This window comes from Oceanobacillus neutriphilus, assembly GCF_014645515.1.
Classification (GTDB): domain Bacteria; phylum Bacillota; class Bacilli; order Bacillales; family Amphibacillaceae; genus Oceanobacillus; species Oceanobacillus neutriphilus.
This window is the reverse complement of sequence record NZ_BMLW01000020.1, coordinates 1-13,417: the sequence shown is the minus strand read 5'-3', so window position 1 is coordinate 13,417 and position 13,417 is coordinate 1. Positions and strand designations below refer to the sequence as shown.

The 13,417-nt window shown below is 38.4% G+C and carries 17 protein-coding genes; 5 read left to right on the top strand and 12 right to left on the bottom strand.

The annotated features are described in order from the left end of the window. Positions 1–40: 40 nt before the first annotated feature. The 7 genes from IEX29_RS24190 to IEX29_RS26920 all read right to left on the bottom strand — a co-directional run bounded on the left by IEX29_RS24190 (position 41) and on the right by IEX29_RS26920 (position 8,355). Positions 41–937, bottom strand: coding sequence for a diacylglycerol/lipid kinase family protein (locus tag IEX29_RS24190; RefSeq protein ID WP_188738058.1), 897 nt, complete (start codon positions 935–937; stop codon positions 41–43). Between the two features lie 290 nt (positions 938–1,227). Next, complete coding sequence (locus tag IEX29_RS24185) at positions 1,228–2,286, bottom strand: hypothetical protein (RefSeq protein ID WP_188738057.1); 1,059 nt, start codon at positions 2,284–2,286, stop codon at positions 1,228–1,230. An 81-nt stretch (positions 2,287–2,367) separates the two neighbouring features. After that, the gene (locus IEX29_RS24180; protein ID WP_188738055.1) at positions 2,368–3,153 is read right to left on the bottom strand and encodes an ABC transporter ATP-binding protein; all 786 of its coding nucleotides are present in this window, start codon (positions 3,151–3,153) and stop codon (positions 2,368–2,370) included. Between the two features lie 86 nt (positions 3,154–3,239). Then, positions 3,240–4,529, bottom strand: coding sequence for an MFS transporter (locus IEX29_RS24175; RefSeq protein ID WP_188738054.1), 1,290 nt, complete (start codon positions 4,527–4,529; stop codon positions 3,240–3,242). 273 nt (positions 4,530–4,802) lie between these two features. After that, the gene (locus IEX29_RS24170) at positions 4,803–5,543 is read right to left on the bottom strand and encodes a DUF998 domain-containing protein (protein WP_229720371.1); all 741 of its coding nucleotides are present in this window, start codon (positions 5,541–5,543) and stop codon (positions 4,803–4,805) included. Between the two features lie 231 nt (positions 5,544–5,774). Then, positions 5,775–8,054 carry an excinuclease ABC subunit UvrA gene (gene uvrA, locus IEX29_RS24165; RefSeq protein ID WP_229720370.1) on the bottom strand — a complete coding sequence of 760 codons (2,280 nt, stop codon included), beginning with the start codon at positions 8,052–8,054 and terminating at the stop codon, positions 5,775–5,777. 133 nt (positions 8,055–8,187) lie between these two features. Next, positions 8,188–8,355, bottom strand: a complete 168-nt coding sequence (locus IEX29_RS26920; protein WP_229720369.1) for a hypothetical protein — start codon at positions 8,353–8,355, stop codon at positions 8,188–8,190. Positions 8,356–8,456: 101 nt separating this feature from the next. Here IEX29_RS26920 and IEX29_RS24160 point away from each other — a divergent pair, with 101 nt between their 5' ends. Beyond that, entirely contained in the window at positions 8,457–8,654 is a 198-nt protein-coding gene (locus tag IEX29_RS24160; protein WP_229720368.1) for a helix-turn-helix transcriptional regulator, read from the top strand. 62 nt (positions 8,655–8,716) lie between these two features. Continuing rightward, positions 8,717–9,295, top strand: coding sequence for a lipoprotein (locus IEX29_RS24155; protein ID WP_188738051.1), 579 nt, complete (start codon positions 8,717–8,719; stop codon positions 9,293–9,295). A gap of 50 nt (positions 9,296–9,345) precedes the next feature. Here the strand turns inward: IEX29_RS24155 and IEX29_RS24150 are convergent, their stop codons facing one another. Beyond that, positions 9,346–9,558: a hypothetical protein gene (locus tag IEX29_RS24150; protein WP_188738049.1), complete on the bottom strand. Its 213-nt coding sequence runs from the start codon at positions 9,556–9,558 to the stop codon at positions 9,346–9,348. Positions 9,559–9,673: 115 nt separating this feature from the next. On the opposite strand from IEX29_RS24150, the gene IEX29_RS24145 reads away from it, so the two are divergent. The 3 genes from IEX29_RS24145 to IEX29_RS24135 all read left to right on the top strand — a co-directional run bounded on the left by IEX29_RS24145 (position 9,674) and on the right by IEX29_RS24135 (position 10,629). Then, complete coding sequence (locus IEX29_RS24145; RefSeq protein ID WP_188738047.1) at positions 9,674–10,072, top strand: hypothetical protein; 399 nt, start codon at positions 9,674–9,676, stop codon at positions 10,070–10,072. Positions 10,073–10,157: 85 nt separating this feature from the next. Beyond that, on the top strand, positions 10,158–10,343 hold the full coding sequence (locus IEX29_RS24140; RefSeq protein WP_188738046.1) for a helix-turn-helix domain-containing protein: 186 nt from the start codon (positions 10,158–10,160) through the stop codon (positions 10,341–10,343). Positions 10,344–10,419: 76 nt separating this feature from the next. Beyond that, on the top strand, positions 10,420–10,629 hold the full coding sequence (locus IEX29_RS24135; protein WP_188738044.1) for a hypothetical protein: 210 nt from the start codon (positions 10,420–10,422) through the stop codon (positions 10,627–10,629). 310 nt (positions 10,630–10,939) lie between these two features. Here the strand turns inward: IEX29_RS24135 and IEX29_RS24130 are convergent, their stop codons facing one another. The 4 genes from IEX29_RS24130 to IEX29_RS24115 form a co-directional block, all read right to left on the bottom strand. Beyond that, complete coding sequence (locus IEX29_RS24130; RefSeq protein WP_188738042.1) at positions 10,940–11,821, bottom strand: peptidoglycan recognition protein family protein; 882 nt, start codon at positions 11,819–11,821, stop codon at positions 10,940–10,942. A 40-nt stretch (positions 11,822–11,861) separates the two neighbouring features. Then, complete coding sequence (locus tag IEX29_RS24125; protein WP_188738040.1) at positions 11,862–12,287, bottom strand: phage holin family protein; 426 nt, start codon at positions 12,285–12,287, stop codon at positions 11,862–11,864. An 85-nt stretch (positions 12,288–12,372) separates the two neighbouring features. Further along, the gene (locus IEX29_RS24120) at positions 12,373–12,795 is read right to left on the bottom strand and encodes a hypothetical protein (protein ID WP_188738039.1); all 423 of its coding nucleotides are present in this window, start codon (positions 12,793–12,795) and stop codon (positions 12,373–12,375) included. 101 nt (positions 12,796–12,896) lie between these two features. After that, positions 12,897–13,118, bottom strand: a complete 222-nt coding sequence (locus IEX29_RS24115) for a YqaE/Pmp3 family membrane protein (protein ID WP_229720367.1) — start codon at positions 13,116–13,118, stop codon at positions 12,897–12,899. Positions 13,119–13,417: the final 299 nt, after the last annotated feature.

Genomic DNA, 13,417 nt, shown 5'->3' with positions numbered 1-13,417 from the left:
AATCAAGATGAGCATGCCCTTATCCATCAGCTTTTAAAACTTATTGCATCTCTCCATAAATCATTTCCAAATGTTTAGGAAGCACCTCTACTTTAGCTGGTGTTTTAGCTAAGAATTCTCCATCACAATCGATGTTCTGTTCCGGTGAAGCAAATACTTCCAATCGGCTGGTACGGAAATAAATAATATCATCATCTTTTTCATTTTCAGGATAATCATCCCGTATTTTAGTCTCCAGCCATTTCTTCAGGTACTTCAACTTTGCTTCCTTGACAATCAATACATCAAATTTTCCATCCTGTATATCCGCATGTGGAAAAAAGGATTGGATCCCGCCCAGATACGAGCCATTTCCAATAATAAGCAGTTCAGCTTTCTCATCATAATGAAGCTCCTCACTGCGTATTTTTAAAGAGAATGCCTTATCTTGAAAAACAAGTTTTGATGTATTCAGATAATAAGAAAGGCGTCCGATCAGCTGCTTATTAGCATCATCCATTTCCTCAGCAACCTTTGAAATAATGCCAATTCCCCAGAAATTTAAAAAGTAATGCTCATGATAGCTGCCTATATCTACATGAACACACTTCTGTATAATAATTTGCTCCAGTGCCTCCAGAGGTTTTTGGCTGATACCGAGCGTCCTTGAAAAATCATTGCAAGTACCGCCGGGTAAGATGGCAAATACAGGTCTATTTTCTAAAGGAACCAGGGCATTTATTATTTCAAAAACAGTGCCATCTCCGCCTCCAGCTATCAATAAATCGACTTCTTCTGCATGCTGTTCTACAAATCGCTTTCCGTCACCTTCCTGCGCGGTCTGATAAACAGTAACTTTCCCAAAAGCTTCCGTCAGCCTGGACTCAATTTTATCTAATTCTTTTTCTAGCTTATGCTTTCCCGCTTGAGGATTTATAATTAAAGCGACTTTTTCCACCTTTTCCGCTCCTTGTAAATAACTATTTTTATTACATTGAAATATTTTGGGACAGGATTGTAATTACCCGCTCTGCTGAAAAACGTTGCGTGAATTATATGCCTAAAAAGAATCTTTCTTTTACATTATACAATAATCTTAAAACGAAAGATTGCAATGTAACAGGAATACTTAGATTTGCTTACCGGCACGAAAATCATGCTTTTTACTGGATTTAAAAAAGCTGGCAGGATAATCTGTCTCATAAAGATTATCCTGCCAGCTTCTAACTTATTCACTATACTCTTTCGTTATTGCATCTGCTCCACTTCACCAGTTTCTTTATTCACGATAAACCAGCCGTAAGTTGAAGTGTGGGAAGAATCTCCCTCCCCAACAACAGAGTAAACCTGAACTACATAATTTCCATTTTCATCCTGATGATCAGTCACAACATTCAAATCATCATCGGTAATACTTAAATACTCTTTCACAAGATTTTCAGCCTCTGACTCACTTATTGATCCTGCTGCTTCTTCAGCGTTCTCACCGTCATCCTCTGCCGGGGCCGAATTCTGATCATCCTCTGAGGCATCGGTGTCATTTGATGTTCCGTTACCATCAGAATCGCCCTGATTGGAATTATTTCCCTCACTATCAGAATCTACCTGATTATCTTCCGCTTCTTCAGCAGTGCTCCCGGTACTATCATTAGATTCATCTTCTTCTGTTGTATCGTTTGTTTCTTCGTTTACCGCTTCATTGTCTTCTTGTTCAGACTGATTAACATCCGTATCAGATTCCGATTCATCATTTGAAGCATCGCTTTCCTCAGATGGAATTTCTTCTGTCTCTACAGCAGAAACAATCCACTTCTCGTCATCCCAGGAAATAGAGTAGGTAACAATCACTTTATTTTCTTCCTGCTCCTGCTTCACTTCATATGAATCGTCTTCTACTTTTTCAAATTCATATGCTTCTTCTTTATCAAACCAGACAGGCTCCTCTGAATTATCTATGTAGATGAGGCTCTCTTCATTTTCTTCAAAATAAGTATCAATGAAGTCATCTGCCAGTTCTTCTGACATAATGTTTAAAAATTCTTGATGAAGTTCTTCTATAGAATCAAAATCAGTTAATTCTCCATCTTCTTCTGCATTTTCAACTACATTTTGATAAGCTTCTTCATAAGTTTGTAATACTTCTTCCGCTTCTTCTTCCTCTAATTCAGGAATTTCTACTGTCTGTTCTTCTGGTTCCGGAGCCGGATCCTGCTCTTCTTCTTTGTCTTTATTGCAAGCTCCCAGCAATAATACCATAGCTATGGCAAGAACCATAAAAAGTCTGCTTTTCACCATATTTTCCCCCATTTCGAGTTTCTTCCTCTCTATCATACACTTTTTCCTGGAAATTAGAAATATCTTTCAAAGGGGGAAGCTTCATCCACACAACTATTTTCTTTTTTCAATCGTTAACCAGGGTCTGTCACTATCCCAATGTACTTGAACAGGAATTTTAAATGTTTCACTTAATAAAGCATCTGTCAGGACATCGTGCTTTTCTCCTGCAGCGACTAATTCACCGTCACGCACTAAGGCAACATGGGTAATTGCTTCGGTAATTTCTTCAATATGGTGTGTGACATATAGCAGATGGGTATTCTCTTTTAGATCATCCATTAATTCCAGCACTTCCTCACGCGATAAAATATCTAATCCAGAGCAGGGTTCATCCAAAATCAGAATCTCCGGCTGGCTCATCAACGCACGGCCAATCAGCACCCGTCTCCTTTCTCCCTGAGAAAGTACACTATATTTTTTTCCTTTTAAATACTCTAATCGAAGATCTGAAAGTATTTGATCAACAAGACGCCAATCAGCTTCTGACACATCTTCATAAATACCAAAGGAAGCAAATTTCCCGCTGACAATGACATTTTCAACTGATTCAAGCTGGATTGTATCTTGAAAACGATCCAGCGCACTGCTTACATAACCAATTGATTTTCGTAGTTCAGATAAATCTGTTCTTCCGAAAAGCTGATCCAGCACTGTCATCTTCCCGGATGTCGGATAGTTATAGCCAGTGATAATGTTTAAGAGAGAGGTTTTTCCTGACCCATTTAAACCTAGTATAGCCCACTGCTCTCCTTCTTTAATTTGCCAATTAATATCCTTTAAAATTTCCTGATTATTTCTGCGCCAGGTTATCTGATTAAAATAAACAATATTCTCCATTTCTTATCCCCTCTATCTAATTGAAAAGTCTGTTAATTATTACGCTAGAATACTATATTCTACTTTTCTTTTCTAGTAAAATGCACTTAATGATTCCAGCGCCACCCTCTTAAATAGCCCACTGTTAAAATAACAACCGGAATAATACTTACCGCAAGCACTGCTCCGGATAAAGTTAATGTCATATAACTTGACTGGGCGACAATCACCCCTGACAATCCGCCGCCAACTGCACCTGCCAAAGATATCCAGACATCAACGGATCCTTGAGATTTAGCACGCGTATTTGCTGGCGTTGCATCTACCAGCATCGCTGTTCCGCTAATCAGACCAAAATTCCAGCCAAGCCCCAGCAATACTAAAGCTGTCACATGAGCCATCGTAGATTCTGCCGGTCCAAAAGCTGCTGATATCCCTGCCAGCATAAGCGTAATACCAGATGCAAATGCCATGTTTACCCGCCCAACCTTATCCACCAGATAGCCGGTAACTAGAGAGGGAAGATACATAGCTCCCACATGGAGGCCAATGACAAATCCAACATTACTGAGTTCGTGACCATGATGTCCCATATGTATAGGCGTCATCGTCATGATAGCGACCATCGTAAATTGACTGATAATCATAATAAAAGCACCGGCAAAAATTCCTCTTTTATCTTTTTCCAGAGTTTCCTCTGCAGCCGCTGCAGACTGCTTATCAGTTTTGGCCTCTGCCAGCCTGATTTCTTTCGCTACAATAAATGGATCCGGTCTTAATAAAATAAAGAAGATAAGCCCAGCAAAAAAATATGCAGCTGCTGCCAAGATAAACGGGCCGGCCAGAGCAGGTATTCCAATAGATTCTGCAACATTTCCCATCACACTGACTAAATTAGGACCAGCTACAGCCCCGAGAGTACTTGATACCATGGCCATACTTACTGCTTTTGCGCGCTGATTTGAATTTGCTAAATCGGTTCCTGCATATCTGGCCTGCAAGTTAGTCGCTGAACCTGCTCCATAAACCAGTAAAGCAAAGAATAGCAAAATAATGTTTTCTGATACTGCCGCTATAATAATTCCGACAGCCCCTAGAGCTCCACCTAAGAATCCGGCAGTAAGTCCAAACCGCCGGCCATAACGTTGGGACGCCCGCCCGACAAACAAGGCGGCTCCTGCAGCTCCCAGTGTAAACAACATGGATGGTAAGCCCGTTACACTATCTGATCCTAATAAATCCTGTGCTAACAAAGCTCCAACTGTAACTCCAACAGCCAGCCCGGCACCTCCGAAAATTTGTGCAAGGATAACAACCATCAAAGTCCTTTTATACAGCTGCTGCTGCTTTTCAGGTGATTTTATGTATTCGTTTATTTGTTCTTTCTGTTTGTTCAAACTCTATTCTTCCTTCCTCCATCATTTATCTGAAATTATCAGAATATGAAAATCATAGCACTAAGCACCTGCCAGTTCAATATAATTTGTTAATTCCAAAAGTTTTTATTAATAAGCAGATAGTTGAGACTCTCCCGGAAATAATGATATTAAGCTGATTAGAATACCGTCGGCAGACTAAAAGATACTTCTAACCGGTATTTTTCAAATTTAAGACTCCTATCCTGGAACGGTCTCCCTTCAGACAGGAGTCTTTTTAGCACCTTAGTACCTTCAGCTTCCTTTCTGCTGCGCCTTATGAATTCGCCTGCTCCAAAGACCAATTGCAGTACCTGTCAGCCAGATATATACAGAAGCGTAGAGTATACGCTGAAGCAAACCGCCAGGGAGTCCAGTAAATACAGGCTGTAAAAACAGACTTAGAAGAGCTGCTGTGGTAACTATCGTACAAATAATTGTCCACCAAAATATACGGGGCATCTTTTTATGAATAGCAATACTGATTAAAATCATAGCAGGAATCTGTACAACCATACCCGGGAGTGCAGTTAACGTGTGCCAGTAAAAATCAATGTCAGCAGGGATGATTCCTGAGATGGCATAGCTTACTCCAAAAACACCAATTAAAATATTTGCTATTTTAGCGGAACGAACCTTCGGCCATAGCGGGGAAAGTAACACAGCACCAATCAAAATAAATAAGCCTGTTAAGAAAAATGTCCAGTTCATCAGCCAATGATAAGGTGAACAAATCGTATAACTTGCGAGTAGATAGGTATCTGTTCCACATGCAGTTACCCCTAAATCACTCATCGGCTGATTCAAGAAGCTGTACGGCGCTGCAGTTGCCCGAATAACAATTGCTTCTATTATAAAGTAAGCGCTTAATGCAATCCAGCTGATCAAACCAATTAGAACAGATAGTCTGTTGCTGGTTTTACATACTAAAAATATTGCTAATACAGCTGTGAGTGTAACAATTATCATCGCTCCAGCATGAAACTCATAGCTCACTTTATTACACCTCCTCTTTACTTCTAACCTTCATACGATCCTTGGACAAATATACTAATAAATGTCCTTCTTTTCTATTTACGTTACTTCACCCTGCAAAGATTCATTCTACTTTATTGAAAAATGTTCACCATTTTTTATATAAACTCAATGTATGCAACGTCTTTACAAGCTAAAAAGCCATCCTTTTTAAAAGAATGACCTTTTCGTTTAAAAGATATTAAATTCAACTTATAAATACTGCCCCGTAAATGAATCTTTATTTTTCCTAATCATTTCCGGTGTTCCTTCAGCTATCACCTGTCCCCCTTTTGCTCCGCCTTCAGGGCCTAAATCAACTACCCAGTCCGCAGCTTCGATAACCTGGCTGTTATGCTCCACCATAATTACCGTATTTCCTGCATCTACTAATCTGTTTAACAGTTTCAAAAGTTGAATCGTATCATTCGGGTGTAATCCGGTGGTCGGTTCATCCAGTAAATAGAGAGAAGTCTTCTTCCCCTGCTTCATCAGCTCTTTTGCAAGCTTTAGCCTCTGTCCTTCCCCGCCTGAAAGAGTGGTTAATGATTGCCCCATTTTCAGGTATCCTAAACCAATTTCTGTTAAGAGCTTTAAAATGGTCTGTATCTTCTTTTCCCCTTCAAAGATAGCGTGGCACTCGTGCACCGAGCATTCCAAAATATCATTAATGGAATAGCCTTGATATTTCACCGCTAACACCTCTTGTTTAAATCTTCTTCCCTGACATTCTGGACAAACTACCTCTAAATCGGGGAAAAAGAGCATATTTGTCGTTACATAGCCTAGCCCCTGGCAATTTTCACAGCGGCCCCCTGCTGTATTAAAAGAGAAATGCTTGGCCGTCAGCTTCTTTTCCTTTGCTTCAGGTAATTTAGAATACAGTGAACGGACTGGTGTAAATAAATCAATATAAGTCGCTGTATTTGACCGCTTCATTCTGCTAAGCGGTGATTGGCCGACAATAATCATCTGGTCAAAGCTATCCATGCCTGTTATCTTTTCAAAGCCTTCATTAATTGCCTCATTTGCTTTTGCCAGTACTTCAAATAATAACGAAGACTTGCCTGAACCTGAAACACCTGTTACTGCTGTTAGACATCCTCTCGGAAAAGTTACTGTCACATCCTGGAGATTATTTGCAACAGCATGATGTATCGTTATACCTCCCTCTTTCTCAGTCCGATAATTGGTCTTCCTTGGTTTTACTGTACGTAAATATTGTCCTGTAACTGACTTTTCTTCACCAATTAATTCTTGTAAGGTTCCCTGTCCGACCACAGTTCCACCAAGCTTTCCTGCTCCAGGACCAATATCAATAATATAATCAGCTTCTTTCATCACATCCACATCATGCTCAATTAATAAAACAGTATTTCCTAAATCACGCAGATGCTTTAAGACACTGATTAGACCTGCAGTATCCTTAGGATGAAGACCTACTGTCGGCTCGTCCATAATATAAAGTACGCCTGTAAGCGCCGAATCCAGAAGAGCTGACAGCCTTATCCGCTGCGCCTCCCCACCGGATAAAGTGATCACCTGCCTATCCAGTGTCAGATACCCTAATCCAATTTTGATAATACGGGAAAGCTTTGTTTTAATATCTTCCATAAATGTTTCGACAAGCTGGTAGCTTGTTTGCTCCAGAGACTCCCCCAGTTTGGCTGCCCAAGCCGCCATTTCTTCTAAGGACTCTACAACTAGCTGTGGTATTGTCCAGCCATCAACAGTGACTGCTCTGCTTACCGCGTTTAAACGATCGCCATGACAATCCGGGCAGGTTTGCGAATAGAAATAAGTATCTGCTTCTGCCGAAGAACCATCATGCTCTGCATAGCGACGCCACATGGAGGTCAGGACGCCAGGAAATTTTCCTTTCTCCACTGTTTTTGGAGGCTTCACATCTGGAAAAAGCTGCTTCACCTCATCACTTTCTACACCATAGTAAAGGATAGTCTTCTGCCCCTCATCAAAATCCTTTACAGGAATATTATCTGCATCTGGCAGTCTGTAATAGCGAAAAGCTGCTTTTAAAACAGCAATCTGATATTCTCCGTAACGTCCCGCAAATATATCTACCGCACCATCCTCTAAGGACAGCTCCTCATGAAAAACCGATGGAAGATGAATAGCCACTGTTTCTCCTAATCCTTTACAGGTCGGACAGGCACCTTCTGTTGTATTATAAGAAAAATGAGTACGAGTCAGCTTTTCCATTTTTTCATTGCAATTCGGGCAAAAGATATATTCTGTAAAGCTGTCTTCTTCTTTTTCTACTGTCCCTTCATATGTCATTGGGTTGATTCTGTATTGACACTTAGGACACTCTCTTTCGCCCAGCTTTTCGAATACCATTCGTAAGCTCGTGTACATGTCCGTCATCGTTCCTACTGTCGAACGCGGATTCCGGTTAGTAATATGCTGATTGATACTGATTGCAGGCGACAGACCACTGATAGAATCAACTTTAGGCTTGTTGATTCCCTGCATACCCATCGATTCTAAATATTGACGCTGACATTCATTAAATAAGGTGTCCAGTGCCAGTGTCGATTTACCAGAGCCTGATGCTAACGTTATATAAATACAACTATATCAAGAGAGGGATAACCCCTCTCTTTTTTTAATAAATTTGAAACTTCAATCCATACTGAACACAAAGCTTTTCTAACTTCCTTTTCCTCAATTCAGATGCAGCATACCAAATGACAGTCGGCCGATGATTGTATTGCTGGAAAATAACATAAGACAGTTCCTTATATTTTTTTATCTTTTCGATATTGGTTGCCATCGTTTGCTGATTATCTACCTCGACAAATTGTTAAAAAAATAAACTAATAATATAAAGGATTATTACATTAGTTTGTGGAAATATTTTTATAGGTGATGCATATGAATAATAATATAAATGTTTGGATTGCAAAAAGCAGGATGTCCAAAAAAGAAGTCGCAAAGAGATTGGGAGTTAGCCATATCGTTTTATCTAGGTGGATTAATGGACATAGTATGCCATCTTTGATAAATGCTATGAAGCTTGCGCGCATTTTGGATTGCAAGGTAGATGATCTTTATAAATTAGAAGATGAATAGGTATATTATTCCTTACAAAATTAAGGTATAATTTTCCTATACATAGATCGAGGGGGAAGGTTATGAAAAAGATATTTTTTGTATTATTGTTGGTCTTTTTTTTAAGTGCGTGCGGGAATGAATCTAATGCCGTAGGAAATAGTGATGTTGAAGAAACTGAAATATCCACAATGGAATTTGGTAATTTTGACAATGATTTAAATTCTTATACTGATGAGATGGGAGAAACTTATACTATATTAGATAAATATAAAAGTGATGAATCTGCTGATAACGGATTTAATGAAGTAAATTTTGACGGATACGAGTATAAGTTTTCCGTATTAGCAGTGGAAAGTGACAGTCAAGAATATATTGCCTTGGTTGGTGAAACAGAAAATACCACTGACAACTCCGTTCAGTTTAACTCAGAAGCTGAAATTATAACAGACACACAAGAGCAAGCCGAAAGTGATTTTTTATATGCTGTTGGAAAATCAGCTCCTTCTGTAGTTACCGATGCGTTTATTCTTATACCAATTAACAGAGGTATACCAGAATCTTTTTCATTGGAAATAAATACACCCTGGGTTGTGCTTGATAATGGGGAACAAGGCGGTCATATTGGTAGTAATGTAAAAATGGACTTTCACAAAGAATAGTCTGTAATTTCTTTAAAAGAGGGGTGTTATCCCCCTCTTTTTTTTATGTTCTAACTGGCACTCCTTTTTAATGGACCACAAGACAGAATGCCATCCATTTTAAAACTGCGCACCTGTTTTCGATAATAGCAGTAAACTAACATCTTATTGTCATTTATATCAACTACTCTTATAACCCTTTGACTAACGTTGCCTTCAGAGTCCATATAATAAATCATAACTTTTTCTTTATTCTCCATCGCGCTTGTCAAGAAACCAATCATTAATATCCCTCCATAAATCACCATTTGACGAATGTTTGTTCTGGTTATAATATTAATATAACGCAAAACAAGAACAAATGTACTGTTATTTTTTAGTAATAAAGGAGAGATAACAATGGCTGATTACGCTATAACTCGCTTCACACCTGAAATGTTTGGATATAGAGACAGGGGTATTTTAAAGTGGCAGGGTATGATACTTGCTGACCAAACGGATGCGCTAAAAAAGATGGATGCTGAAATCACTGAAATTGAAGGAAAAGAGGAAATGTCTGAGATAGAAATATCCCAGGTGTTGCATAGGGCGTATATAACTGACTCACCTGTAACCATTCAAGCCAATGTAATGAGAAACGGCAGTTTTTATAAAGATGTGATATGTAAAGTAGCTGGATATGGCGGCAACAAGATACACCTGCAGTTAAAAGATGGAAGGAAAGCAAGTTGCAGCCTTGAAGAGATAAGAAATATTGAAATGCTGGATCCGTTGGATTGGTATAATAAACGGAAATAATATTCATCGGTTAACTTATTTACCGTTGACTAATAGACCGTTATCGGTTACCATTAATCTATAACAATACGGGAGGAGTAGCAACATGAAAAATCAAAATGTGTTAGAACAAATAATGGGCGTAGAAACAGCAGGTGAATTATGGGGATTTTCTCCCGATCACGTTAAAAAACTTTGTCGGGATGGTAAAGTTAAAGCTATAAAGATTGGCAAGACGTGGATTTTAGATAAAAATCAAGAAAATCCTAAAAAAATAACAAAAGGTGATTGACTAAATAACCGTTATCGGTTATAATGTAATTAAGAGGTTAAGATACATCCTCAAAAACTAAAAGGAGATGTTACAAATGAGAGAATGGAAAAGAGAAGGTTATGCAGTAGTAGAGGTTGCTTTAGATGGGGATTTACATGAGTTTGAAGTAATGCAAAACGGAGAAGTTGTAGCGACGATCACACCTGAAACTATCGAAGATATGGAACAGATCGTAACAGATTTAGACAACGGAGAAGATGTTAACGGATGGGAAGATGGTATGGGAAACACAATCAGCATATAAAAAAAGACACCCATTATTGAGTGCCTTTTCACAAAAATATTTCAATCCACGCTCCCCTAGCCGGGAGCGACTACACCTAGATTATAGCATAATGAACATTTAATATACAACAGAGGTGAAAACAATGAGCCTAAAATCAAGCATATATAAATTTTTAAGAATTTGGAACGACGTTGATGCTGTAAGAAAAGGTAAAGTCGGGAAACGGATTGGCAGGCGCGTGACAGGTCGTGCTGCAGGAAAGACGATTAGGAAAATGTTTAAATAATATGTATAGCCCCTCACAAGAGTGAAGGGCTTATTTTTTTGCTTAAAACGTACCAGCATTTAACCTGCGCTGCATCTCTTTTACCACTATGGACGGACGACTTAACACACCATCTACTGGAGTTCCTAAATATTTTTGTAAGGATCTTATGGTACCAGGACCGAGTTTTCCATCAGTACCTGCACCAATTTTCTTCTGCAAGGCTACAATTACATTACTCCCACCATTACCAAATTGCACCGTATTACCATACAAGGATTGAGTGGCAGAGTTTCTAGGCTGTTTGCTGATAATTCCGTCTTGTGGAGTACCTAACGCCTTTTGTAATGCAAGAGTAGTTGAATCGCCCCATTTACCATCTACAGACAGATTGGCTTTAGGTTTAGTAATCTGCTCGGAACCTGTTTGAGTTTTCTTAGGCTTAGACACTTTAACGCCCTTAACCATATTAATAAAATCGCTCCAAGTAATACCGTCTTTTCCTGCTCGGATTTGCGCCGGGCAATTTTTAGGGTACCAATCATGATGCTGTTTGACACGATCAATAGACAAATTGTGCTTGTCCAATAACTGTTTAACTAATTTAGCGCCATTTGCTACAGCTTTTTTGTAATCCCCATCGCTATTGATACAAATCTCCACACCAATGGATTGTGTATTCCCTGGCCCTTGCCCATCGCTACAATGCCAGCACTGTGCTGTATCCTCAAACGATTGATAAGCCTCTTTATCATCCACAGTATAATGCCAAGATGCTGCTCTACTATTACCGTTAGACTGTAATTTCGCGTGTGCCTTAGCGTTAGCGCCTTTGCCTGGGTTACCTGTTTGATGCACTGTAATATAATTAACTGGATTTTTGTCAGCATAAGTAACGTTTTTAGCAATGTTAGCCGGTACGATTTGACGTTTAACTTTTACCATTTATAAAACCTCCTTATAAATTTAAAAAGAGTAGCTGCAGCTACTCTTTATCCTTGCTTGTAAATTCTTCTTTGATTTCCTTGCCAATAGACTTGTCAGAGTTATCAATGCTATGCAGCTTCTCTGCTAATGCTTTTGGTACTATTACGTCCATATCAGCAAGGTTTTCAATGATGCTAATGCCTTCGTTTGCGATATAAAAAAGAACCGTAGCATAAGCTACCGCTCCACCTAAACCTAGTATCTGATCTACTACATTAGCCAATACGATTACGACTAATACAAGCACCTTACGTGCATATCCAAACAGGCTCTTTCTACTCCATAAGTTACCGTTTTTCCACGCTTTGAATACCCCTGTAATGATATCCAAAGCCATTAATAATAATAAAAAGTGGAGAAACTTCACTCCTCCAAATAAATACATATGTGTTGCTTCTAAATATTGCAAATTAAAACCACCCATCTAATCATCTCCTTGTCCATATTTAATTGTCCCCCTTCTATTTCTCTTTTTATTGCATGAAAAAAGACACCCTATGTGAGATGTCTCATTTTGTTAGATATTCTAATTCTTTTTTTCTTTCTATCAATAGTTCTAAATATCCGTCAATCAAGGTATATTTTTGGAGATTCTCCCTATGCAACTTATTCAATTTATAAAAAAGTTTAAAAAGGAAAATTAACGTTATAACCAAAATTATAAAATTTGCCGTTGCTTCATAACCTTTACTTTGTAATATCATACTTGATAAAAAAGGTAGTAAGAAAGCAACCATTGCGCTTGAAATAGCTAAAAGTATTTTATTTTCAGTATCTACTATCTTGATTCCTTGTTTTTCTACTTTAATGCTTTCTAATTGGTAATGATTTTTCTCACTTATACAATTTATTTCCTCAAATGATTCAAGTCTTTCTTCTAAATCTCTAATATTGTTCTTTAAAATAATGACTTTCAAGGATAAATCTTTCATTGAAATAACCCCTCCCTATTACCTTTATCGGTATGTCAAGAGGAAAAATTAAGTCATAAAAAAGCACCTCCGTTGAGGTGCCTCCACGTATATATTCCTAGTTATGCTTGCTTTTCTCTTTCCGCTTTCTCGCTAAGCTTATGCTGTAACTTAACCTGCTTTTCCATCCGCTTATCTGCTTTATGATCAGTTACTATTCCCCAAGCGTAGATACTTCCTGGTATCCAAAGACATAACCAAAGAACCAACGCTATTAACGCTTGAAAAGGTCTGCCTGTCATAATAACTGCAATAGGCGGACAGAGTATCGCCCAAAATCTCATTATAATTTTCCCCCTCACTTTAAAACTACTTTAAATTAATATTCGACAAAAAAAGGAAACCAAATCCTCCATAAAAATTATTTTTTTGTTTTCATTGATGATACTCTTCTTTAAACCTTTTTATAAAAGTATTTGCCCATAGTATAAAATGCTTGCTTAACTTTTTATTTTTTGTCGTGGTATATGAAATAGGCAAACTAAATCGTTAGGAAACCTTACCCTAAGAGTATTAGTCTTAGGGTTTTCACCAACACGCACCCCTTCATCATCGATATATTTATCCTGCAAACAATCTTTAC

Bases quoted from the DNA above. Each gene is read 5' to 3' on its own strand.
- IEX29_RS24185 (WP_188738057.1), bottom strand. From the start codon at position 2,286: ATGGGGGAAAATATGGTGAAAAGCAGACTTTTTATGGTTCTTGCCATA.
- IEX29_RS24180 (WP_188738055.1), bottom strand. From the start codon at position 3,153: ATGGAGAATATTGTTTATTTTAATCAGATAACCTGGCGCAGAAATAAT.
- uvrA (WP_229720370.1), bottom strand. From the start codon at position 8,054: ATGCAGGGAATCAACAAGCCTAAAGTTGATTCTATCAGTGGTCTGTCG.
- IEX29_RS26920 (WP_229720369.1), bottom strand. From the start codon at position 8,355: ATGGCAACCAATATCGAAAAGATAAAAAAATATAAGGAACTGTCTTAT.
- IEX29_RS24160 (WP_229720368.1), top strand. From the start codon at position 8,457: ATGAATAATAATATAAATGTTTGGATTGCAAAAAGCAGGATGTCCAAA.
- IEX29_RS24155 (WP_188738051.1), top strand. From the start codon at position 8,717: ATGAAAAAGATATTTTTTGTATTATTGTTGGTCTTTTTTTTAAGTGCG.
- IEX29_RS24150 (WP_188738049.1), bottom strand. From the start codon at position 9,558: ATGATTGGTTTCTTGACAAGCGCGATGGAGAATAAAGAAAAAGTTATG.
- IEX29_RS24145 (WP_188738047.1), top strand. From the start codon at position 9,674: ATGGCTGATTACGCTATAACTCGCTTCACACCTGAAATGTTTGGATAT.
- IEX29_RS24140 (WP_188738046.1), top strand. From the start codon at position 10,158: ATGAAAAATCAAAATGTGTTAGAACAAATAATGGGCGTAGAAACAGCA.
- IEX29_RS24135 (WP_188738044.1), top strand. From the start codon at position 10,420: ATGAGAGAATGGAAAAGAGAAGGTTATGCAGTAGTAGAGGTTGCTTTA.
- IEX29_RS24130 (WP_188738042.1), bottom strand. From the start codon at position 11,821: ATGGTAAAAGTTAAACGTCAAATCGTACCGGCTAACATTGCTAAAAAC.
- IEX29_RS24125 (WP_188738040.1), bottom strand. From the start codon at position 12,287: ATGGGTGGTTTTAATTTGCAATATTTAGAAGCAACACATATGTATTTA.
- IEX29_RS24120 (WP_188738039.1), bottom strand. From the start codon at position 12,795: ATGAAAGATTTATCCTTGAAAGTCATTATTTTAAAGAACAATATTAGA.
- IEX29_RS24115 (WP_229720367.1), bottom strand. From the start codon at position 13,118: ATGAGATTTTGGGCGATACTCTGTCCGCCTATTGCAGTTATTATGACA.